At 67.3% G+C, this 20,447-nt stretch carries 23 protein-coding genes; 12 read left to right on the top strand and 11 right to left on the bottom strand.

Features of this window, described 5'->3' with window-relative positions:
• The first annotated feature begins 306 nt into the window (after positions 1 to 306).
• Positions 307 to 1,176, top strand: coding sequence for an HAD-IB family hydrolase (locus AWC31_RS04960; RefSeq protein ID WP_067850318.1), 870 nt, complete (start codon positions 307 to 309; stop codon positions 1,174 to 1,176).
• A 413-nt stretch (positions 1,177 to 1,589) separates the two neighbouring features.
• Here the strand turns inward: AWC31_RS04960 and AWC31_RS04950 are convergent, their stop codons facing one another.
• Positions 1,590 to 2,372 (bottom strand): IclR family transcriptional regulator, encoded by a 783-nt coding sequence (locus AWC31_RS04950; protein WP_085143211.1) that lies wholly within the window; start codon positions 2,370 to 2,372, stop codon positions 1,590 to 1,592.
• 70 nt (positions 2,373 to 2,442) lie between these two features.
• Here AWC31_RS04950 and AWC31_RS04945 point away from each other — a divergent pair, with 70 nt between their 5' ends.
• The 4 genes from AWC31_RS04945 to AWC31_RS04930 are packed head-to-tail and all read left to right on the top strand — an operon-like array spanning position 2,443 to position 6,510.
• Positions 2,443 to 3,432: a 2-dehydro-3-deoxygalactonokinase gene (locus AWC31_RS04945; RefSeq protein ID WP_085143430.1), complete on the top strand. Its 990-nt coding sequence runs from the start codon at positions 2,443 to 2,445 to the stop codon at positions 3,430 to 3,432.
• The gene (locus tag AWC31_RS04940) at positions 3,429 to 4,052 is read left to right on the top strand and encodes a 2-dehydro-3-deoxy-6-phosphogalactonate aldolase (RefSeq protein ID WP_085143209.1); all 624 of its coding nucleotides are present in this window, start codon (positions 3,429 to 3,431) and stop codon (positions 4,050 to 4,052) included. Before AWC31_RS04945 ends, AWC31_RS04940 begins: the two co-directional genes overlap by 4 nt.
• On the top strand, positions 4,049 to 5,197 hold the full coding sequence (dgoD, locus tag AWC31_RS04935; RefSeq protein ID WP_085143207.1) for a galactonate dehydratase: 1,149 nt from the start codon (positions 4,049 to 4,051) through the stop codon (positions 5,195 to 5,197). The genes AWC31_RS04940 and dgoD overlap by 4 nt, the downstream gene beginning before the upstream one ends.
• A gap of 5 nt (positions 5,198 to 5,202) precedes the next feature.
• Positions 5,203 to 6,510, top strand: coding sequence for an MFS transporter (locus AWC31_RS04930; protein WP_085143205.1), 1,308 nt, complete (start codon positions 5,203 to 5,205; stop codon positions 6,508 to 6,510).
• Here the strand turns inward: AWC31_RS04930 and AWC31_RS04925 are convergent.
• Positions 6,507 to 7,325 carry a Fic family protein gene (locus AWC31_RS04925; protein WP_085143203.1) on the bottom strand — a complete coding sequence of 273 codons (819 nt, stop codon included), beginning with the start codon at positions 7,323 to 7,325 and terminating at the stop codon, positions 6,507 to 6,509. The genes AWC31_RS04930 and AWC31_RS04925 overlap by 4 nt on opposite strands.
• 126 nt (positions 7,326 to 7,451) lie before the next feature.
• Here AWC31_RS04925 and acs point away from each other — a divergent pair, with 126 nt between their 5' ends.
• The gene (acs, locus tag AWC31_RS04920) at positions 7,452 to 9,413 is read left to right on the top strand and encodes an acetate--CoA ligase (RefSeq protein WP_085143201.1); all 1,962 of its coding nucleotides are present in this window, start codon (positions 7,452 to 7,454) and stop codon (positions 9,411 to 9,413) included.
• A gap of 10 nt (positions 9,414 to 9,423) precedes the next feature.
• Here acs and AWC31_RS04915 read toward each other — a convergent pair whose 3' ends face one another.
• Positions 9,424 to 10,074 carry a S1 family peptidase gene (locus tag AWC31_RS04915; protein ID WP_085143429.1) on the bottom strand — a complete coding sequence of 217 codons (651 nt, stop codon included), beginning with the start codon at positions 10,072 to 10,074 and terminating at the stop codon, positions 9,424 to 9,426.
• A gap of 194 nt (positions 10,075 to 10,268) precedes the next feature.
• Between AWC31_RS04915 and AWC31_RS04910 the strand changes: the two genes are divergently transcribed.
• Both AWC31_RS04910 and AWC31_RS04905 read left to right on the top strand, forming a co-directional pair.
• Complete coding sequence (locus AWC31_RS04910; RefSeq protein WP_067850333.1) at positions 10,269 to 10,775, top strand: phage holin family protein; 507 nt, start codon at positions 10,269 to 10,271, stop codon at positions 10,773 to 10,775.
• A complete protein-coding gene (locus tag AWC31_RS04905) occupies positions 10,775 to 11,722 on the top strand; it encodes an alpha/beta fold hydrolase (RefSeq protein ID WP_085143199.1) in 948 nt (315 codons plus the stop codon). The genes AWC31_RS04910 and AWC31_RS04905 overlap by 1 nt, the downstream gene beginning before the upstream one ends.
• Here AWC31_RS04905 and marP read toward each other — a convergent pair whose 3' ends face one another.
• From marP to nth, 4 genes are read right to left on the bottom strand one after another with little or no spacing between them, the layout of a single operon-like run.
• Entirely contained in the window at positions 11,723 to 12,913 is a 1,191-nt protein-coding gene (gene marP / locus AWC31_RS04900; protein WP_067850338.1) for an acid resistance serine protease MarP, read from the bottom strand.
• Positions 12,913 to 13,701, bottom strand: coding sequence for an NUDIX hydrolase (locus AWC31_RS04895; RefSeq protein WP_085143197.1), 789 nt, complete (start codon positions 13,699 to 13,701; stop codon positions 12,913 to 12,915). The genes marP and AWC31_RS04895 overlap by 1 nt, the downstream gene beginning before the upstream one ends.
• Complete coding sequence (locus AWC31_RS04890; protein ID WP_085143195.1) at positions 13,698 to 14,357, bottom strand: TlpA family protein disulfide reductase; 660 nt, start codon at positions 14,355 to 14,357, stop codon at positions 13,698 to 13,700. The genes AWC31_RS04895 and AWC31_RS04890 overlap by 4 nt, the downstream gene beginning before the upstream one ends.
• Positions 14,354 to 15,127, bottom strand: coding sequence for an endonuclease III (gene nth, locus AWC31_RS04885; protein ID WP_084356652.1), 774 nt, complete (start codon positions 15,125 to 15,127; stop codon positions 14,354 to 14,356). The genes AWC31_RS04890 and nth overlap by 4 nt, the downstream gene beginning before the upstream one ends.
• A gap of 96 nt (positions 15,128 to 15,223) precedes the next feature.
• Between nth and AWC31_RS38250 the strand changes: the two genes are divergently transcribed.
• Together AWC31_RS38250 and crp are read left to right on the top strand one after the other, a co-directional pair.
• Positions 15,224 to 15,475, top strand: a complete 252-nt coding sequence (locus AWC31_RS38250) for a hypothetical protein (protein ID WP_067850346.1) — start codon at positions 15,224 to 15,226, stop codon at positions 15,473 to 15,475.
• A 90-nt stretch (positions 15,476 to 15,565) separates the two neighbouring features.
• A complete protein-coding gene (gene crp / locus AWC31_RS04875; RefSeq protein ID WP_003883807.1) occupies positions 15,566 to 16,240 on the top strand; it encodes a cAMP-activated global transcriptional regulator CRP in 675 nt (224 codons plus the stop codon).
• Positions 16,241 to 16,301: 61 nt separating this feature from the next.
• On the opposite strand, the gene AWC31_RS04870 is transcribed toward crp, so the two are convergent.
• The 3 genes from AWC31_RS04870 to AWC31_RS36725 all read right to left on the bottom strand — a co-directional run bounded on the left by AWC31_RS04870 (position 16,302) and on the right by AWC31_RS36725 (position 17,721).
• The gene (locus tag AWC31_RS04870) at positions 16,302 to 17,033 is read right to left on the bottom strand and encodes an MBL fold metallo-hydrolase (protein ID WP_085143428.1); all 732 of its coding nucleotides are present in this window, start codon (positions 17,031 to 17,033) and stop codon (positions 16,302 to 16,304) included.
• Positions 17,034 to 17,098: 65 nt separating this feature from the next.
• Positions 17,099 to 17,563: a RidA family protein gene (locus tag AWC31_RS04865; RefSeq protein ID WP_085143193.1), complete on the bottom strand. Its 465-nt coding sequence runs from the start codon at positions 17,561 to 17,563 to the stop codon at positions 17,099 to 17,101.
• Positions 17,560 to 17,721: a Sp36 family protein gene (locus AWC31_RS36725; RefSeq protein WP_110774909.1), complete on the bottom strand. Its 162-nt coding sequence runs from the start codon at positions 17,719 to 17,721 to the stop codon at positions 17,560 to 17,562. Before AWC31_RS36725 ends, AWC31_RS04865 begins: the two co-directional genes overlap by 4 nt.
• A 44-nt stretch (positions 17,722 to 17,765) precedes the next feature.
• On the opposite strand from AWC31_RS36725, the gene bagA reads away from it, so the two are divergent.
• Together bagA and bagB are read left to right on the top strand one after the other, a co-directional pair.
• Entirely contained in the window at positions 17,766 to 18,806 is a 1,041-nt protein-coding gene (gene bagA, locus AWC31_RS04860; protein WP_207626298.1) for an ATPase BagA, read from the top strand.
• A 2-nt stretch (positions 18,807 to 18,808) separates the two neighbouring features.
• Positions 18,809 to 19,939, top strand: a complete 1,131-nt coding sequence (gene bagB / locus AWC31_RS04855; protein WP_085143189.1) for an ATPase BagB — start codon at positions 18,809 to 18,811, stop codon at positions 19,937 to 19,939.
• A 9-nt stretch (positions 19,940 to 19,948) separates the two neighbouring features.
• On the opposite strand, the gene AWC31_RS04850 is transcribed toward bagB, so the two are convergent.
• Positions 19,949 to 20,275, bottom strand: a complete 327-nt coding sequence (locus AWC31_RS04850) for a WhiB family transcriptional regulator (protein ID WP_067850356.1) — start codon at positions 20,273 to 20,275, stop codon at positions 19,949 to 19,951.
• Positions 20,276 to 20,447: the final 172 nt, after the last annotated feature.

Below are 20,447 nucleotides of genomic sequence, written 5' to 3'. Positions count from 1 at the left end.
AAACAACGTTCCGCAACCGCTACGGCAATCCTGGCGGTGTTTGCGGAAGTGATCCTCCCCGGAAAAGAAGACGACCCCCGCCAGGGGGGGAGGAGGCGGAGGTCGTCGCGTATCAGCCCCGGGGGGTCGGGCTGATACACCCTCGGCATAAGCCGAGTAATGCTCACTATACACACGGAACTGCCAAAACACGCAAGGGATCGATCTGCGGGTTACCGCGAGCCGTTCCGCCGCGCGCAATCCACCGAATGTGTCGTGAACTGCCATTTTGTACTGTCGGTCGGTTATCGCCGTCCGGGTGCCTCTATGCTGGCGCTTGTGACCGCATCCGATCCGGCTGCCGGGGAGTCGATCGCAGTGCAATCCGGGCAGGACGTCGGCCGACCGGTGCGCACAGCGGCCTTCTTCGATCTTGACAAGACGGTGATCGCCAAGTCGAGCACGCTCGCTTTCAGCAAACCTTTCTTCGATCAGGGCCTGTTGAATCGCCGGGCCGTGCTCAAATCGACTTATGCACAGTTTCTGTTCTTGATGTCGGGCGCCGACCACGACCAGATGGACCGCATGCGCAGCTACATCACCAACATGTGCACGGGCTGGGATGTCGAGCAGGTCAAATCGATCGTCGGCGAGACGCTGCACGACATCGTCGACCCGCTCGTGTTCGCCGAGGCCGCCGAGCTCATCGCCGACCACAAGCTGTGTGGACGCGACGTCGTGGTGGTCTCGGCGTCCGGCGAGGAGATCGTCGCGCCGATCGCCCGGGCCCTCGGTGCGACGCACGCGATGGCCACCCGGATGGTGGTCGAGGACGGCCGCTACACGGGCGAGATCGCGTTTTACTGTTACGGCGAGGGCAAGGCCGAAGCGATCCGAGCGCTGGCGGCCCGCGAGGGGTATTCGCTCGACCATTGCTACGCATATTCGGATTCGATCACCGACATCCCGATGCTCGAGGCCGTCGGCCACCCCACCGCCGTCAACCCCGATCGCGCACTCCGCAAGGAGGCCGCCGCGCGCGGTTGGCCCGTACTGACTTTCACCAAACCGGTGTCGCTGCGGGACCGGATTCCGGCGCCGTCCGGCGCCGCCGTCGCCACCACCGCGGCCGTCGGGATCAGCGCGCTGGCGGCCGGCGCGCTGACGTATTCGTTGCTGCGCCGGTTCACCCTCTGAGCTACCGCCGGTAGTAGCTGGAGCCCCGGCGTAACGATCTGAAATCTGGGTGGCGTTGGGCCTTGATGTGACTGTGGTCACGTAGTACAAAGGAACCACGGAAGCTTGGCGAGGCCAAGATCTAGCCGGAAGAGAAGGCTAAATCTCCTGAACCAGGCTCCTAGCACGGATCCCGGCACCCACGCGGAGCACATGCCGCGGAATAGGCAAAAGTGTTGCGGGCCTGCGTGATTGCGAGAAGGCGGACGGCCACGACGGCTCCTTGGGTGGAGTTGCAGCCGAAGCGCATCGCAAGGACGCCGAGGCCACCCACGCAACCCACATTGCACGCTTGGTAACCGGGTATCCGTGCTAGCGGGCGGCGAGCCGAACATCGTTCGGAGCGCCGCCCGCTTCGCGTTGCTGGGGGTCTTCTAAGACTGCGGCCCGTCGCGGTAGCCCATGGCCGATGAGATACGACCGGCGGCACGCCGCACGACGGGAACCAGACCACGCATCCGGGCGGCCGGCATGTACGGCCGGGTCGCCGAAACACTGATCGCGCCGACGATGGCCTTCGACGCGTCGCGCACCGGGGCAGCGACACACCGGATGCCGGGCTCATTGTCCTCGAGGTCCATGGCGGCGCCCATCTTCGCGTAGGCGTGCATGCGGGTGCAGAACTCGGACCCGTCGGCACGCTTGGCCGTCACCGGCGCAGGCACCCGGTCGGCGTCGAGGACATAGAGCGTTTCCCACCGGTCCGGCGAGTCGAGCAGCAGAGCCATGCCCACGCCGGTGCGCGTCAGCGGCATGCGGTGCCCGATCCGGGAGCGCATCTCCGCACCACGAGTTCCTGGCAGCTTGTCGAGGTACAGCACCGAGTCGCCGTCGATCACACCGAGATGGACCGTGTCGTGCACTTGTTCCGACAATTCCTCGAGCACGGGACGCGCGACAACCGGCAGCGGATTGCCGTGCAGTGCCTTGAATCCGAGTTCGATCAGCGCCGGGCCGAGCGTGTATCCGCCGTCACCGTGACGCAAGAACTCTTCGCGCACCAGCAGTTGCACCAGGCGGTGCGTCGTGCTGCGGCCGAGGCCCGTGCGTTCGACCAGCGTGCGCAGATCGCGCGCGCCATCAGCGACGATCCGGATCACCGACAGCCCGCGGGCCAGCGTCTGCGTGCCGGGCGGGATGTCCGTGGGTGCGTTCATGCCAACAGCGTCCCATATATAGGGACGCTGTTGGAAATTTTGGGACCGCTTCCGCATTCTGCTCCTTGTGATGCACAACACGTCCCCCCGGCTGATCGCCCTGGATTGGGGCACCTCGGCCCTGCGGGCGTGGCTGTTGGCCGACGACGCGCGCATCGTCGACGCACGTCAGCGCGGTAGCGGGCTGCTCAACGTGACTGCGGGTGCGGATGCCCAGACCCGGGCCCGCGACTACGCGACCGCCTTCGCCGACATCTGCGCCGACTGGCTGCAGGACTATCCGGGCCTGCCCGCGATCGCGTGCGGCATGGTGGGAAGCGCGCAGGGCTGGCGTGAAGCCGGCTATCTGACCGTGCCGACCGCGCTCGTGATCGACGCCCAATCGATGACGCCCGTGCCCCACGAGCACGGGATCCTGCACTTGATCCCCGGGCTGCGTGTCGAGCACGACGGGACCGGCAACCCCGCCGACGTCATGCGCGGCGAGGAAACACAGCTGATCGGCATCATGGAGATGCTCGACCAACCGGCAGGCGAACAACTCATCGTGCTGCCCGGGACCCACACGAAATGGGTGAAAATCTCTGACCGACAGGTCATCTCGTTCAGTACGGCCATGACCGGCGAACTGTACGGGCTGCTCATGCACCACGGGATCCTGGCCCGCACCGCCACCGCCGGGACCGCCGACGCCGCCTTCGCCCGCGGGCTCGATGCCGACCGGTCGCGTGGATTGTCCAGCGCGCTGTTCGGCGCGCGTGCGCTTGTGCTCGAAGATCAGCTCGAAGCCGCCGCATTGGCCGACTACGTGTCCGGCTTGCTCATCGCCGACGAGGTCGCGCACCTGCTGCCCGAGAATCTCGGCGAACAGCGAATCATCCTGTGCGGCAATCCCGCCCTGTGCCGTCGGTACGAGTCCGCACTCGCGCGCCACAACGTACGCCCCGCCGCGTCGGTCACCGAGGAAGCGGCAGCACGCGGCCTTTGGACCGTCGCCGTCGACGCCGGGCTGCTCAGCCCGGCCGACCCCAATGCCCAGCGCATCGAGGAGGTTTCATGAACGACAAGCCAACCGGGCTGGTGGCCATTCTGCGCGGCATCACCCCGGACGAGGTGCTCGCCGTCGGCAGCGCCCTGGTCGAGGCCGGCTTCACCGCGATCGAGGTGCCGCTGAACTCGCCGCAACCCTTCGATTCCATCGAGCGCCTGGCCGCCGCGACGCCCACCGCATGCGCGGTCGGCGCGGGAACGGTGCTCACTGTCGACGACGTCGCCCGGGCACAAGACGCGGGAGCGCGAATCATCGTCGCCCCCAATGCCGATCCCGACGTGATCTCGGCTGCGGCAACCCGGGGCCTGCGCCCGTATCCCGGGGTGGCGACACCGACCGAAGCGTTCCGCGCCGTCGCCGCAGGCGCCCGCAGCCTCAAGCTGTTCCCGTCCGACGCCGTCGGCATCTCCGGCATGAAGGCGTGGCGCGCGGTGCTGCCGACCGACGTCGAGATGCTGCCCGTCGGCGGTGTCGACGAGCACAACCTGGCCGACTGGGCCACGGCCGGTGCCGGTGGCGCGGGCCTCGGCACGAATCTTTACCGCCCGGGAGACGACGCCGCCGAGGTCGGCCGACGCGCCCGCACCCTGCAGAACATCTGGTCGAAGGCAGAGAGGACCCTCCGATGAAGATCAAATCGGTGACGACTTACACCGTGCCGCCGCGGTGGTTGTTCCTGCGGATCGAGACCGACGACGGGCTGGTCGGCTGGGGTGAGCCGGTGTTGGAGGGCCGTGCCGCGACCGTCGCGGCCGCCGTCGAAGAACTCTCCGACTATCTGATCGGCCAGGACCCGGCGCAGATCGAGGACATCTGGACAGTGCTGTACCGGGGCGGGTTCTACCGCGGCGGCGGCATCCACATGAGTGCGCTCGCGGGCATCGATCAGGCCCTGTGGGACATCAAGGGCAAGGCCTTCGGGGTGCCGACGTACGAGCTGCTCGGCGGCCGTGTCCGCGACCGCATCAAGGTCTACTCCTGGATCGGCGGCGACCGACCGGCCGAAACCGCGAGGGCCGCAAAGGAAGTGGTCGATCTCGGCTTCGCCGCGGTCAAGATGAACGGCACCGAGGAGATGCAGTACGTCGACTCGTGGGAGAAGGTGGACCGCGCGGTGGCCAGCGTCGCCGCCGTGCGCGATGCGGTCGGCCCGAACATCGGCATCGGCGTGGACTTCCATGGCCGGGTGCACAAGCCGATGGCGAAAGTCCTGTTGCGCGAACTGGAGCCGTACCGGCTGATGTTCGTCGAGGAACCCGTGCTCAGTGAACACGTCGACGGGTTCGTCGATGTGCTGCGCCAGTCCCCCATCCCGATCGCGCTCGGTGAGCGACTGTTCTCACGCTGGGACTGCAAGACCATCCTGGCGTCGGGTGCGGTCGACATCATCCAGCCGGATCCGTCGCACTGCGGCGGCATCACCGAAGCCCGCAAGATCGCGCACATGGCCGAGGCGTACGACGTCGCGCTCGCGCTGCACTGCCCGCTGGGCCCGATCGCACTGGCGGCCTGCCTGCAGATCGACGCCGGCTGCTACAACGCCACCATCCAGGAGCAGAGCCTGGGCATTCACTACAACACGACCAACGATCTGCTCGACTATCTCGTCGACCCGGCCGTGTTCACCTACTCCGACGGCCAGGTGCGGATCCCGTCCGGGCCCGGCCTCGGCATCGAGATCAACGAAGAGTACGTGGCCGAACGGGCGGCGGAGGGACATCGATGGCGCAATCCCGTGTGGCGCCACACCGACGGATCCGTAGCGGAGTGGTGAGGCACATGACGCAGAACAAAACCGCAGAGGCCCCGAGTCTGGCCACTCAGGCATCGCGGGCGCGGTGGCTCATCGCGGTACTGCTGTTCGTCACCGTGGTGATCAACTACATGGACCGCGCGAACCTGTCGATCGCGATGCCGGCGATCGCCGACGAGATGGACCTGTCCAAGGCACAACAGGGCCTGCTGCTGAGCGCGTTCGGTTGGACCTACGCCGCACTGCAGATCCCGGGCGGATGGCTCGTGGATCGCGTGAAGCCGCGTGTCCTCTATCCCCTGTGCCTGGTGCTCTGGTCGTTTGCCACGCTGTTCATGGGTGTCATCGGCGGCTTCGTCGCGCTCATCGCGCTGCGCCTGCTCGTCGGCATCTTCGAGGCGCCGGCCTACCCGATCAACAACCGCGTCGCGACGGCATGGTTCCCCGAACGCGAGCGGGCCTCGGTGATCGGCTTCTACACGTCGGGCCAGTTCATCGGCCTGGCGCTGCTGACCCCGGTCCTGTCGTGGCTGCAGTCGGTGCTGAGCTGGCATTGGGTGTTCATCGTGACGGGCGCGATCGGCGTGGTGTGGGCGGCGATCTGGTACCTCAGCTACCGCGAACCGCGCGAATCCCGTGCCAACGACGCCGAGATCGAGCTCATCGAAAGCGGCGGCGGGCTCGTCGATGTCGTCGACGATCAACCGCAACGCGCGGCGGTGACCCGTGCCGACATCGCGACGGTGCTCGGCAGGCGCAAGCTGTGGGGCATCTACCTCGGTCAGTTCTGCCTGACCTCGACGCTGTGGTTCTTCCTGACCTGGTTCCCGACCTATCTGGTCGAGTACCGCGACATGGACTACATCAAGACGGGATTCCTGGCGTCGCTGCCGTTCATCGCGGCCCTCGTCGGGGTGCTGTTCTCCGGTGTCTTCTCCGATTTCCTGCTGCGGCAAGGTGTTTCGCTGGGAGCAGCGCGCAAAGGCCCGATCATCACCGGGTTGCTGCTGACCATGGCGATGCTCGGCGCGAACTTCACCGACTCGACCGCCATGGTGGTCTTGTTCCTGTCGATCGCGTTCTTCGGCAACGGCCTGGCATCGATCACATGGTCTCTGGTGTCGGCCCTGGCGCCGAAGCGTCTGCTCGGCCTCACCGGTGGCATGTTCAACTTCATCGGCAATCTGTCGTCGATCGCCACACCGATCATCATCGGCCTGTTGGTCACCGACGAGAGCTTCGCGCCGGGCTTCGTCTACATGTCGGTGGTGACCGCGATCGGCATCGCGAGCTACGTGCTGCTGGTGGGCCGGGTCGAGCGAGTGCCGGACTAGCCGGGTCGGTCGAGCGAGGCCTGCGCGATCTGCAGCGCCTCGCGCGCGCCGGCGTGCAGGGCCTCACAGCTGAGCAGCAGCCAGGCCGTCAACCCGTCCGACGTGCCCGCGGCGAATCCACGCGCGGCCGCGCGGTAGTCACCGGACTTGCGCATCCAATGCACCTCGGGCACACCGAGACCGTGCGGGTCGAGGCCGCTGGCGATCGTCACGAGCCGCGACACCGCCCGGGCCACCACGCCGTCCGCGGATCCGAACGGCGCCAACGTGAGCAGTTCGCCGTGGGCGACCGCCGCCAGGATCGGCGCGGGCACGCGCGAGCCACCGGTCAACATCTCGGTCAAGAGTTCCAGCCGGGGACCGACCTCGGGGTCGGTGCGGGGACGGCCGAGATGTTCGTCGTCGGCGAGGTCGGCGGCCGCGAGGGCATGCAGCCGGGCCAGCGCCTGCAGCGGCGCGCGCTGCCACACCCCCACCAGACTGGTCGCACCGCCCTCAAGCGCTTCGGCCACCCGGATCGCACCCGCGGTCACCGGATCGGGCCCGCCGTCTTCGGACAGTGCCGATCCCCCGGTCGCTGCGCTCCTGCCCACCGGAAGGATCGACCCGCCGTCGAGAACCGCCGACGCCTTCGCGGCCCGCAGCGCCGCCTCGGCGGCGGTCTGCGGCCAGCCCCGCAGATTCACCTTGTGGCGATGCGCCCGGCCCAGCGCGTCGCGCGCCTCGTCACTGGCGGCCGCCACCCCTGGCAGAGCGACGAGCGGCGCTAGTGGATCGCTGCTTGTCGACTCCTCGCGCGAGCGCTCGTCGGTCATAACGGTCACGCTAGCCGACCGCTGAACTCACGATCTCCAACCGTTCATCGCAGCAGGAGCGCCGTCCGGCAACCGGCATGTGAGGTCCCAACGCCAGTGCAACGTTTGGTGACTAGGCTCACAACCATGTCGAACCCGTCAGTGACGCACGCCGAAGTTCCGTCAGCCTATCCGCCGCCTGCCGATTTCGCGGCCAATGCCAACGCGACGGGCGAGTTGTATGCCGAGGCCGAAAAGGATCGGCTGGCGTTCTGGGAGAAGCAAGCCAACCGGCTGACATGGCAGACCCCGTTCACCGAGGTACTGGACTGGTCGGACGCCCCGTTCGCGAAGTGGTTCGTGGGCGGCAAGCTCAACGTCGCCTACAACTGCGTCGACCGCCATGTCGAAGCGGGCAACGGCGACCGGGTGGCCATTCACTGGGAGGGTGAGCCGGTCGGCGACAGCCGCTCGCTCACCTACGCCGAGCTCAAAGACGAGGTCTGCAAGGCGGCCAACGCGCTGACCGATCTCGGCCTGGTCGCCGGCGACCGTGTCGCGATCTACATGCCGATGGTGCCCGAGGCCATCGTGGCCATGCTCGCGTGCGCACGCCTGGGCGTCATGCACAGCGTCGTGTTCGCGGGCTTTTCCGCGTCGGCCCTCAAGGCACGTATCGAGGACGCCGAGGCCAAGCTCGTCATCACGACCGACGGCCAGTATCGGCGCGGCAAGGCCGCCTCGCTCAAGACTGCGGTCGACGAAGCTGTTGAAGGCCAGAAGTCGGTTCAGAACGTGCTTGTGGTGCGGCGCACCGGCATCGACGTCGCCTGGACCGAGGGCCGCGACCTGTGGTGGCACGAGACCGTCGATCCGGCCTCGACCGACCACACCCCCGAGGCGTTCGACTCCGAGCAGCCGCTGTTCTTGCTCTACACCTCCGGCACGACCGGCAAGCCCAAGGGCATCGTGCACACCTCGGGCGGCTACCTGACGCAGTCGTCCTACACCCACCACAACGTGTTCGACGTCAAGCCCGAGACCGACGTGTATTGGTGCACAGCCGATATCGGCTGGGTCACCGGCCACACCTACATCGTCTACGGGCCGCTGTCCAACGGCGTCACCCAGGTGGTCTACGAGGGCACCCCGACGTCACCGACCGAGCACCGCCATTTCGAGGTCATCGAAAAGTACGGTGTCACAATCTATTACACGGCGCCCACGCTGATCCGCACGTTCATGAAGCTGGGCCGCCAGATCCCGGCCGAGCACAACCTGTCGAGCCTGCGGCTGCTCGGCTCGGTCGGTGAGCCGATCAACCCCGAGGCCTGGCGGTGGTACCGGGAAGCGTTCGGCGCCAACAAGACTCCGATCGTCGATACCTGGTGGCAGACCGAGACCGGGGCCATCATGATCTCGCCGCTGCCCGGCGTGACCGCGGCAAAGCCCGGTTCGGCCATGACCCCGCTGCCCGGCATCTCGGCCAAGATCGTCGACGACGACGGCAACGATCTGGTGCCCGGCGCCGACGAAGCCGAGCACGTCACCGGGTACCTGGTGCTCGACAAGCCGTGGCCGTCGATGCTGCGCGGGATCTGGGGTGACCCGCAGCGATTCAAGGACACGTACTGGTCGCGATTCGCCGAGCAGGGCTGGTACTTCGCCGGTGACGGCGCGCGCTACGACTCCGACGGCAACATCTGGGTGCTGGGCCGCATCGACGACGTCATGAACGTGTCGGGCCACCGGATCTCGACCGCCGAGGTGGAGTCGGCGCTCGTGGGCCACTCCGGCGTGGCCGAGGCGGCCGTGGTCGGCGCGTCCGACGACACCACTGGTCAGGCGATCTGCGCGTTCGTCATCCTCAAGGCCAGTGCCCACGGCGGAACCGAGACCATGGTCGAAGAACTGCGCGCGCAAGTGGCGCAGGAGATTTCGCCGATCGCCAAGCCACGCGAGATCCACGTCGTGCCCGAACTGCCCAAGACCCGCAGCGGCAAGATCATGCGTCGCCTGCTGCGCGACGTGGCCGAGGGCCGCGAACTCGGTGACACCTCGACACTGGTCGACCCGAGCGTGTTCGAGGCGATCCGGGCCAGCAAGTAGCGCAGCCGGGTCAACCGACCGGGACGAAACCCGTTCCCGGTCGGTTCTTGGCCGTGATGTCGGCCAGCTGGGTGTTGAACGACATCGTGACGGCCGGGGTGTGCAGGGGCACGAATTTCACGACGCAGGTCGGCAGGTCCTCGGTGAAAGCGCCGTGGATCATGCCGACGAGTCGGTTGTTGACGGTCACCGGGGCGCCGGAATCCCCCGGCTGGCCGCACACCTGATTGACGATCGTGCCCGGATCCTTGCCGGGCCCCCACGTCACGCCACATGAATAGCCTGTGGTGCGGCCCAGCTTGCAGGCGACCTCGCCGAACACCGGATCGGGCCCGAGGCCGTCGATCTGGAAACCGTTGACGTTCTTGGTCGGCGTGACCTTCGCCGGGTCGAACTGGATCACTGCATAGTCCAGCGCGTCGTTACCGGCCACCATGGTGCCCAGCACGCCCGCGTTCTGGGCGCTTTCCGCGGCGACCGTGGCACCGGGACCGCCGCAGTGCGCCGACGTGAAGCCGATGAGCCGGCCCGCGTTGTCGTGGCCGATCGTGGTGAGCGTGCAGAACGACTCGCCGTTCACGATGATCCCCGAGCCTCCGCCCAGGACGACCGGCGGTTCGGCGTGCGCAATACCGGGAGTCAGCATCGCGACGAGAGCCATGATCGGTGCACCAACGAGCAACTGCCAGCGGCGCCTGGTCGCCAAGTGTCCTCCAATCGACGCGCCCGACCCGCGTAACCCAAGGGAATATCGGCAGTCTACTTGGGACCGGTTCGCTGGCCGGGATCTCTTACCTCGCGCCCGCATGGCAACATGAACCGCGATAACGCATTGGATCCGGGGAGGAAGTTTCCGTGAGCATTGGCGACCGCAAGAACGGCGTTCCGGCGACGGTGACCTCGATTCCGTTGGTAGATCCGCACGCCCCGAAGCCGGACCCGTCGATCGGGGATCTGGTCAAAGATGCCACCGCACAGGTGTCCACGCTCGTGCGCGCCGAGGTCGAGCTGGCGAAAGCCGAAATCACCCGTGACGTCAAGAAGGGTCTCACCGGCAGCGTCTTCTTCATCGCGGCCCTGGTGGTGCTGTTCTACTCGACGTTCTTTTTCTTCTTCTTCCTGGCCGAACTGCTCGACACGTGGCTGTGGCGCTGGGTGGCGTTCCTGATCGTGTTCGGCATCATGGTGCTGGTCACCGCCGCGCTCGCGGTGTTCGGCTATCTCAAGGTGCGACGCATCCGCGGGCCTCGGCAAACCATCGAGTCGGTCAAGGAGACGCGTGAAGCGCTGACTCCCGGCCACGACAAGAACCCCGCGATCGGGGCAGGCCAGCGGCCCGCCACCGACCCGTCAGGCTGGTAATGCCGCCACCTGACCCGTCGATCACCCGCATCGACGGGCCATGGCGTCATCTGCAGGTGCACGCGAACGGCATTCGGTTCCATGTCGTGGAGGGCGAAGATTCGGGTGCGGTGGCCGGCACTGACCGGCCGCTGGTCATCCTGCTGCACGGCTTCGGCTCCTTCTGGTGGTCGTGGCGCCATCAATTGGAGGCGCTGCACGGTGCTCGTGTGGTCGCGGTGGACCTGCGCGGCTACGGCGGCAGCGACAAACCGCCCCGCGGCTACGACGGCTGGACGCTGGCCGGCGACACGGCCGGGCTGGTACGCGCGCTCGGGCACAAGACCGCGACACTCGTGGGTCACGCCGACGGCGGACTCGTCTGCTGGGCGACGGCCCTGCTGCATCCCCGCGTGGTGCGCGCGATCGCCGTGGTCAGCTCACCGCATCCGATCGCGTTGCGCGCGTCGGTGCTCACCCGACGCGACCAGGGCCGGGCCCTGCTGCCGTGGATGCTGCGCTACCAGGTGCCCATGTGGCCCGAGCATGCCCTCACCCGTCACGATGCCGCCGAACTCGAAAGGCTCGTCCGCAGCCGGGCCGGCGCGAAATGGCAAGCCACTCAGGATTTCTCCGAAACGATGCGACACGTCCGCAAGGCCATCCAGATACCGGGTGCGGCGCATTCGGCCCTGGAATATCAGCGCTGGGCCGTGCGCAGCCAGCTGCGCGGGGAAGGCCGGCGGTTCATGAGGTCGATGAAACGCCCCGTCAACGTGCCCGTCCTGCATCTGCGTGGCGACGCCGACCCGTACGTGCTCGCCGACCCGGTGTACCGCACCCAGCATTACGCGCCGCACGGCCGCTACGTATCGATCACGGGCGCCGGCCATTTCGGCCACGAGGAAGAACCCGACGCGGTCAACGAGCAGCTGGGGCGATTCCTGTCCCAGGTGCACCGCAGCTGATCAGGAGTTGATGCACGTCCCGGTGGCGACGCGCTGCGTGTTGCCGATCTTGGCGAGCTGACGCTCCACCTCCTTGGCGGTCAGCACGAAGCCGGTGTCGACATCGTCGACCGCGGCACCGAACACCACGCCGAGCACCTTGCCGCTGCGGTTGATCATCGGCCCACCCGAATTGCCTTGGCGCACCGTGCCCCTGACGGTGTAGACCTCGCGCGTGACGGTGGTGGTCCGATAGATGTCGGGACCGTTGAGCTCGATGATCTCGCGCACCCGCGCTGGGGTGGCGAGGAAATCGCCGCCGCCCGGGAAGCCCATCACGACCGCATCGGTGCCCTGCGGCGCAGGGTCCTCGGCGAACGGCAGCGGCGTCGACGGCAGGTTCGGCACGTCGAGGATCGAGATGTCGGCGTTGGGGTCGTAGGACACCACGCCCGCGTCGTACGTCTGCCCGTCGACCTCAACGGTCACGCTGTCGGCCCCGGCCACCACGTGCGCGTTGGACATCACGCGGTTGGGTGCCACCACGAATCCGCTGCCCTCCAGCACCTTCTGGCAGCTCGGCGCGATACCGCGGATCTTGACGACACTGGGCCGCGTCGCGGCCACGACGGCGTCGGTGGCCAGCGCGGCGTCGGGGGCGTCGACGTTGACGATCGGCGTGCGGCCGAACGGCTCGAGCACGTCGGGCAGGCCCGAGGTGTCCAGCAGGCCCGACAGCCGGTTGGGCACCGAGCGCAGCCAACTCGGCGCGACCTTGTCGACCTCGGTCAGCACGCGCGAACCCTTGACCGCCGCGGCGAGGTTCGGCTGATCCGACGACGTGAGCAAACTTCCCAGCAGCCAGGCGGCCACCAGCACCGCGACGAGCATCAGGCTGACCCCGACCGCAGAGTCGAACACCCGCAGCACACGATTGCGGATGGTGCCACGCACCGCGCGGCCCAGCACGACGCCGGCGATCTCGCCTACCACGACGAGCGCGAGGATAAGGAACAACGTCGCGAACAGCTTGGTCCGGTCACCACTGATGTGCGGAATCACGTGCGGTGCCAGCAGCACCCCGGCCACGGCGCCGAGCACGACGCCGATGAACGACATCAGCGAGCCGAGCGCCCCGGAGCGCCAGCCCGAGATGGCCGCGACGAAGCCGATGGCCAGGACGGCGAAATCAAGCCAAAGAGAAGGTGTCATCAAATTCCAGTTCCACGGTGGGCTTCACCGTAGCCGTTCTCGTGCCCGACGAGCGCCATTGCGGCGTCGAGTTCACGTACATCGTCGGTGTTCCACGGTTTTGCCCAGCCCGCGACATCGAGGATTGCCGAGATGACCTGACCGGTGAAACCCCACACCAACATCTCGTTGAGCAGGAATGCCGGCCCGGCGAAACGGCTTGTGTTGGCGTCGCGGTAGACCATGAGCCGATTCTCCGGATTGACGAATGCCCGCACCGGAACGCGTGCCACGACCGCTGTCTCGGATTCGTCGACGACGGCCACCGGGCCGGGATCGGGCGAATACGCGAGTACCGGGACCACATGGAAACCCGACGGCGGGATGAACATGCGCTCCAGCGTGGCCAGCGGGTAGAGCCGTCCGGTGTCGATGCCGGTCTCCTCGGTGGCTTCCCGGAACGCCGTCGACACCGGCCCGGTGTCTTCCGGATCGGTGGCCCCGCCGGGGAAGGCGGCCTGCCCGGCGTGGTGGCGCAGTGTCGAGGCCCGCACGGTGACCAACAGGTCGGCATCGTCGGGCAGCGTTCCCGGCGGCGCATCGGGCGGACCGGAGAACAAGACCAGAACGGCGGCGTCGCGGCGCGCACCGGCCTGCGCGGCCTGATTGTTCGCCTCGACTATCGTCGCGAGCACATCGGGCGGCACCCGACGGCGATAGGCGCGCGGCACGCCGTCGAGATTGTCGACGAGCGGCTTGAGCCACGCCGGGGCAGCATCGGGCCGCAGCCCGTCGGGCCTCGAACTCACCCCGCATGCTCCTGTCGACTCGGGCGAATCTTGTCATCGACCGCCGCCGCGATCTCGTCGGCGCTGACGAACGAGCGGGGCAGGATTTCGGCAACGCTACCGTCCGGACGCAGGGCCACGGTCGCAGGCATGACGTTGGGCACCTTGAGCGCGGCCGCGACGAGCCTGCGCCCGTCCTGCACCGTCGGCAGGCGCACGCCGAGTTCTGCCAGCCGGATCAACGCGGCCGTCTCGTTCTCGTCCTGGTGCACGGTCAGGACCAGCACGTCGGGGTTTCTGCGTTGGTATTCGGCCATCGCGGGCAACTCGTCGGCGCACGGCCCGCACCAGTAGGCCCACAAATTCAGCACGACCGCCCGACCGGCGAGCGCAGCGGCCACGTCGACGGGCTTGCCGTCACCCGCGCATTCCAGCGTGATCCCGCGCAAAGCCTCCGGGCCGGGACCCGTCCCCGGGCCGGGACAGGGCGGGAGGTCGGCGCGGGCGCGGGGGCCTTCGAGTGCCTCGGGGGTGTCGGCGTCGCGGTGATCGCGCGCGGTGGCGGGCCCGGTCCCGGGCGTGGCCGACGGATCGTCGCGCAGCTCGAGCCAGAACGCCGCGCCCAGCGCCACCAGGACCACCAACACCGCTGCTGTCCAGCGGGCCGAAACGCTCACAACCCGGCCAGCGCCAGCAGATGCTCGGTTTCGGGGCCTCTGACCAGCGCCGCGGCGGTCGGCGGATCGGTGGGGCCGGTGCCGTAGGACGGGCAGTCCTTGGCCAGCACGCATATGCCGCACGCGGGTTTACGTGCGTGGCACACGCGCCTGCCGTGGAAGATCACGCGATGGCTGAGCAGGGTCCACTCGCTGCGCTCGATGAGCTCACCGACCGCGAACTCGACTTTCACGGGATCTTCCTCGGCCGTCCAGCGCCATCGGCGGACCAGCCGGCCGAAATGGGTGTCGACGGTGATGCCCGGGATGTCGAACGCATTGCCCAAGATGACGTTGGCGGTCTTGCGGCCGATGCCGGGCAGCGTCACCAGATCGTCGAGATTGTTCGGCACCTCGCCGTCGAACCGGGCGACCAGTTCCTGCCCGAGCCGGATCAGCGACGTGGTCTTGTTCCGGTAGAAGCCCGTCGGCCGGATCAGCTCCTCCATCTCGGTGCGATCGGCCTGCGCGTAGTCCAGCGCGGTGCGGTACTTCTTGAACAACGCGGGCGTCGTGAGGTTCACCCGCTTGTCCGTACTCTGCGCGGACAGGATCGTGGCCACCGCGAGCTCGAGCGGGTTGGTGAAATCCAGTTCGCAGTACACGTGCGGAAAGGCCTTGGCCAGTTCACGATTCATCCGGCGGGCACGACGAACCAGGCCGAGGTGTGTCTCGGTATCCCATTTCTTGGGACGCGCTGTCTTCCCCGCTCGGGCGGCACCCGCTGTCACGCATGTCAGCGTACTGATCGGCGCCGACAAACCGCGGATCCGACCGGTGACAATTCGTGACCCCGCTGAGACCTCCGGCGTGTTTACTACTGCCTTGTGTCGTGGTTGCTGGTGGCGCTCATCCCAGGGTTGCTCATGCTGGCGACGTTCGGGCTCGACCGACTCGAGGCCGGCCTGGCCCGCGAACGAACTCCTGCCCGCGGTGTGCAACGGCGCCCGCAGCCGCCGCCCGCAGTCGTTCAAACCTTGCCCGCAGACCTCGACAGTGACCGTTTGCCGACGCTGCGGTACGTCGAGCACACGATAAATCCGGAGTTTCGGGCGACTCGACATGCCAATCGTGTGTAGCGTGAGCTAGTCGTAAAACCGCATACCTCTAGACTGATCAGGAATTATCAGTTTGAGGTAACTACCACCCAATAGCTTAAGAGGGGCAACGTGGACGAGATCCTGGCCAGGGCCGGAATCTTCCAGGGAGTCGAACCCACCGCCGTATCGGCGCTGACCAAGCAGTTGCAGCCCGTCGACTTCCCGCGCGGGCACACCGTGTTCGCCGAGGGCGAGCCCGGCGACCGGCTGTACATCATCATCTCCGGCAAGGTGAAAATCGGCCGCCGCTCGCCGGACGGCCGTGAGAACCTGCTGACCATCATGGGTCCGTCGGACATGTTCGGTGAGCTGTCGATCTTCGACCCGGGCCCCCGGACGTCGAGCGCCACCACGATCACCGAGGTACGCGCGGTGTCGATGGACCGTGACGCGCTGCGCGCGTGGATCGCCGACCGGCCCGAGATCGCCGAACAGCTCCTGCGTGTGCTCGCCCGCCGCCTGCGCCGCACGAACAACAACCTGGCCGATCTGATCTTCACCGACGTGCCCGGTCGCGTCGCCAAGCAGCTGCTGCAGCTGGCACAGCGGTTCGGCACCCAGGAGGGCGGCGCGCTGCGCGTGACGCACGACCTCACGCAGGAGGAGATCGCTCAGCTCGTCGGCGCCTCCCGCGAGACCGTCAACAAGGCACTGGCCGACTTCGCCCACCGCGGCTGGATCCGGCTGGAGGGCAAGAGCGTGCTGATCTCCGACAGCGAGCGGTTGGCGCGGCGCGCGCGATAGCTCGCCTACCCGAAGCGCACTTTCAGGCCGCCGACGAAAGTTGGCGGCCTGAATAGTTTGGTCAGCCGCGCAGGTAATCGAGCTGGGCTTGGACGCTCCACTCGGCGGCGTCCCACAGTTTCTGGTCGACGTCGGTGTACACGTGCTCGACGACCTGGCGGGCGCTCGCGTCCTCGCCAAGGTCGCGTAGCGCGCCGCGGACCTGGTCGAGCCGCTCTTCGCGATGCGCCAGATACATCGCGGCCACGGCCTCCAGGTCGTCGAGTTCGGGACCGTGTCCGGGCAGCACGGTGCGGGCTCCGAGACCCTTGAGCCGGTGCAGCGAATCCAGGTAGTCGCGCAGGCTGCCGTCCTCGGAGTCGATGACGGTCGTGCCACGGCCCAGCACGGTGTCGGCGGTCAGCACCGCATCGTCGAGGATGAACGACAACGAGTCGGCGGTGTGACCGGGCGTGGCCATCACGGTGATCCGCAGCCCGGCGGCCTCGATCACCTCACCGTCGGTGAGCGGGCCGCCCAGCCCGCGCAGGAATCCGCTGCCGACCGAGCGGACCACTGCGCCGGTGCGGTCGACGATCTTGTCGATGCCCCCGGTGTGGTCCTCGTGCTTGTGGCTGATGAGCACGAGCGAGATCTTGCCCAGTTCGGCGACGCGGGCGATGTGCTCGTCATCGTCGGGGCCCGGATCGACCACGACCATCTCGTCGCTGGCCGGGGCACGCAACACCCAGGTGTTGGTGCCCTCCAGCGTCATCAGGCCCGGGTTGTTGCACAGCAGCACCGAGGCCGACATCGTGTCTGTTTCGACGACCGGCCTCAACAACCCGTAGGCCGGGTGCTGCAGCTCCGCCCCAGCGGTCACGCGACCTCGGCGATGATCTCGACTTCCACCGGCGTATTACGCGGGAGCTCGGAAACACCGACCGCGGAGCGGGCATGCGCACCTGCCTCGCCGAAGATCTCACCGAAGAGTTCGGACGCGCCGTTGATGACGCCGGGCTGGCCGCCGAATCCGGGAGCCGACGCGACGAAGCCGACCACCTTGACGATCTTGACGACGGAATCGACGCCAACGAGGGCATGAACCGCGGCGAGCGCGTTGAGCGCGCAGACCCGCGCGAGCGCCTTGGCGTCCTCGGGACTCACCTCGGCACCGACCTTGCCGGTCGCCAGCAGTTCACCGCCCTGGATGGGCAGCTGGCCCGAGCTGTAGACGAGATTGCCGGTGCGCACCGCGGGCACATAGGCCGCGAGGGGCGCCACCACCTCGGGCAGTTCGATGCCGAGTTCGGTCAATCGCTCAGACCATGCCGGCGCGCTCACTTGGCCCGCTTCAGGTAGGCGACGTGCTGCTCACCGGTCGGCCCGGGGAGCACGGAGACAAGCTCCCATCCGTCGGCTCCCCATTGGTCGAGGATCTGTTTGGTGGCATGGGTCAACAACGGCACCGTGGCGTATTCCCACCGGGTCGGTTCGGTCATGGGTCGAGCCTATCGGTCGGCGGGGCAAGCTTGGTTAGCATGCACTGGTGGCTACCACAGAGAGCGGCGCCAAACATGTCGGCTGGCCGTCGCGGCTGACGAAGGCGCGACTGCATTTCGTGACCGGCAAGGGCGGTACCGGCAAATCCACGATCGCCGCGGCGTTGGCTCTAGCGCTGGCCGCGGGCGGCCGCAAGGTGCTGCTCGTCGAAGTGGAGGAACGCCAAGGCATCGCGCAGCTTTTCGACGTGCCGCCGTTGCCCTACGAAGAAGTCAAGATCGCCACCGCCGAGGGCGGCGGACAGGTCAACGCACTGGCCATCGACATCGAGGCCGCGTTCCTCGAATACCTCGACATGTTCTACAACCTCGGCCTCGCGGGCCGGGCCATGCGCCGCATCGGCGCTATCGAGTTCGCCACCACGATCGCACCCGGTCTGCGCGACGTGCTGCTCACCGGCAAGATCAAAGAGATCGTGGTGAGAAGCAACAAGGACGCGAAGCCTGGCAAGTCCGGGCGCACCGCCTACGACGCGGTCGTCGTCGATTCGCCGCCCACCGGGCGCATCTCGCGCTTCCTCGACGTCACCAAGGCGGTCTCCGATCTCGCCAAGGGCGGGCCCGTGCATTCGCAAGCCGAGGGCGTCGTCAAGCTGCTGCACTCCGAGCAGACCGCAATCCACCTGGTGACGCTGCTCGAGGCGCTGCCGATCCAGGAGACGCTGGAGGCCATCGACGAGCTCAACGAACTCGGCCTGCCCATCGGCAGTGTGATCGTCAACCGCAACATCCCGGCCTACCTCGCGCCCGAGGACCTGGCCAAGGCCGCCGAAGGCGACGTGGACGCCGACGCTGTACGCGCCGGCCTCGCCAAATCCGGAATCACATTGTCCGACAACGACTTCGCCGGTCTGCTCACCGAGGCGATCCAGCACGCGACGCGGATCACCGCCCGTGGCGAGAGCGCCGAAGTGCTCGACACGCTCGACGTACCGCGCCTCGAACTGCCCGCGTTGACCGACGGTGTCGACCTCGGCAGCCTGTACGAACTCGCCGAAGAACTTGCCGCCCAGGGGGTCAGATAAGCGTGAGCACCAAACCGCCGGCCCTCGACATGGGCGCGATTCTCTCCGACACTGCCAACCGCGTCGTAGTGTGTTGCGGCGCAGGCGGAGTCGGCAAGACCACCACGGCAGCCGCGATGGCGCTGCGGGCCGCCGAGTACGGCCGCACCGTCGTGGTCCTCACGATCGACCCGGCCAAGCGGCTGGCCCAGGCACTCGGCATCAAGGACCTCGGCAATACGCCGCAACGGGTTCCGCTCGCACCCGAGGTGACCGGTGAACTGCACGCGATGATGCTCGACATGCGTCGCACGTTCGACGAGATGGTGGTCCAGTACTCCGGCCCGGATCGTGCCGACGCCATCCTGGAGAACCAGTTCTACCAAACCGTGGCGACGTCGCTGGCCGGCACGCAGGAGTACATGGCGATGGAAAAGCTCGGCCAGCTGCTGGCCGAGGACAAGTGGGATCTGGTGGTGGTCGATACGCCGCCGTCGCGCAACGCGCTGGACTTCCTCGACGCCCCAAAACGGTTGGGCAGCTTCATGGACAGCCGGTTGTGGCGCATGCTGCTCGCTCCCGGCCGCGGCATCGGCCGGCTCGTCACCGGCGCCGTCGGGCTCGCGATGAAAGCGCTCTCCACCGTGCTGGGTTCGCAAATGCTTTCTGACGCAGCAGGTTTCGTGCAGTCACTCGACGCCACCTTCGGCGGCTTCCGGGAAAAGGCCGACCGCACTTACGAATTGCTCAAGCGCCGCGGCACCCAGTTCGTCGTGGTCTCGGCCGCCGAGCCCGACGCGTTGCGCGAGGCGTCGTTCTTCGTCGACCGGTTGTCGACCGAGCGCATGCCGCTGGCGGGGCTGATCCTCAACCGCACACACCCGACACTGTGCGATCTGCACGCCGACAAGGCCGAAGAAGCCGCCGACGAACTCGCGGCCGAGGATCCGGAGTCGCTGCCCGCCGCGGTGCTGCGCATCCACGCCGACCGCGCACAGACGGCCAAGCGCGAGGTGCGATTGCTGTCGCGGTTCACCGGCGCCAACCCGCACGTGGCGATCGTCGGGGTGCCGTCACTGCCGTTCGACGTGTCGGACCTCGAAGCGCTGCGGGCGATCGCCGATCAGATCACCGGCGTCGCAGAACCTGCCTGAGCAGTTCGCTCAAACGGCGCTTCGATGTTTGCGCTGGGCGGCGAAGAAGTCCGCCCACGAGCTCACCTCGGGGTGTTGCTTGAGCAGCGCACGGCGTTGCCGTTCGGTCATGCCTCCCCACACTCCGAACTCCACGCGGTTGTCGAGGGCGTCGGCCCCGCACTCCAGAATCACCGGGCAGTGCCGACAGATAACTGCGGCCTTACGCTGCGCGGCCCCCCGCACGAACAATTCATCAGGATCCGCCTGTCGGCATCGCGCCTGGGATACCCATGCGATTCGTGCTTCGGCTTCACCGCTGTGGACCAAATTGGAGGTCGGAGTGGGAATGCTCATCTTGCCTGCGACAGTCCGTGTACCTGACACCAGCGATCCCTTCGTTCCAGCCATCTACCCCTGATGGCGGGCTGCGAGCCCTCCGGTGTAGAACGCGGATGCGATCTACGCCACATTGCGACAAGGTGTGTTACCTGGATCGCACTGTGTGTCCAAGCTAGGTGGTCAGAGG

This window comes from Mycolicibacterium wolinskyi (assembly GCF_002101965.1).
In the GTDB taxonomy this organism is placed as follows: Bacteria; Actinomycetota; Actinomycetes; order Mycobacteriales; family Mycobacteriaceae; genus Mycobacterium; species Mycobacterium wolinskyi.
Note: the sequence above shows the minus strand (reverse complement) of the source record. Positions and strands in the feature narration are given on the sequence as shown.

What these genes read in the sequence shown, in the direction of transcription:
- AWC31_RS04925 (WP_085143203.1), bottom strand. Translation starts at nt 7,325, where the DNA reads ATGACCGACGAGCGCTCGCGCGAGGAGTCGACAAGCAGCGATCCACTA.
- AWC31_RS04960 (WP_067850318.1), top strand. Translation starts at nt 307, where the DNA reads ATGCTGGCGCTTGTGACCGCATCCGATCCGGCTGCCGGGGAGTCGATC.
- AWC31_RS36725 (WP_110774909.1), bottom strand. Translation starts at nt 17,721, where the DNA reads ATGACCGAACCGACCCGGTGGGAATACGCCACGGTGCCGTTGTTGACC.
- marP (WP_067850338.1), bottom strand. Translation starts at nt 12,913, where the DNA reads ATGACACCTTCTCTTTGGCTTGATTTCGCCGTCCTGGCCATCGGCTTC.
- acs (WP_085143201.1), top strand. Translation starts at nt 7,452, where the DNA reads ATGTCGAACCCGTCAGTGACGCACGCCGAAGTTCCGTCAGCCTATCCG.
- AWC31_RS04850 (WP_067850356.1), bottom strand. Translation starts at nt 20,275, where the DNA reads ATGAGCATTCCCACTCCGACCTCCAATTTGGTCCACAGCGGTGAAGCC.
- dgoD (WP_085143207.1), top strand. Translation starts at nt 4,049, where the DNA reads ATGAAGATCAAATCGGTGACGACTTACACCGTGCCGCCGCGGTGGTTG.
- AWC31_RS04945 (WP_085143430.1), top strand. Translation starts at nt 2,443, where the DNA reads ATGCACAACACGTCCCCCCGGCTGATCGCCCTGGATTGGGGCACCTCG.
- AWC31_RS04950 (WP_085143211.1), bottom strand. Translation starts at nt 2,372, where the DNA reads ATGAACGCACCCACGGACATCCCGCCCGGCACGCAGACGCTGGCCCGC.
- AWC31_RS04930 (WP_085143205.1), top strand. Translation starts at nt 5,203, where the DNA reads ATGACGCAGAACAAAACCGCAGAGGCCCCGAGTCTGGCCACTCAGGCA.
- AWC31_RS04940 (WP_085143209.1), top strand. Translation starts at nt 3,429, where the DNA reads ATGAACGACAAGCCAACCGGGCTGGTGGCCATTCTGCGCGGCATCACC.
- AWC31_RS04870 (WP_085143428.1), bottom strand. Translation starts at nt 17,033, where the DNA reads ATGTCGGCCTCGGTGCTGCTGTGCAACAACCCGGGCCTGATGACGCTG.
- AWC31_RS04905 (WP_085143199.1), top strand. Translation starts at nt 10,775, where the DNA reads ATGCCGCCACCTGACCCGTCGATCACCCGCATCGACGGGCCATGGCGT.
- AWC31_RS04915 (WP_085143429.1), bottom strand. Translation starts at nt 10,074, where the DNA reads ATGGCTCTCGTCGCGATGCTGACTCCCGGTATTGCGCACGCCGAACCG.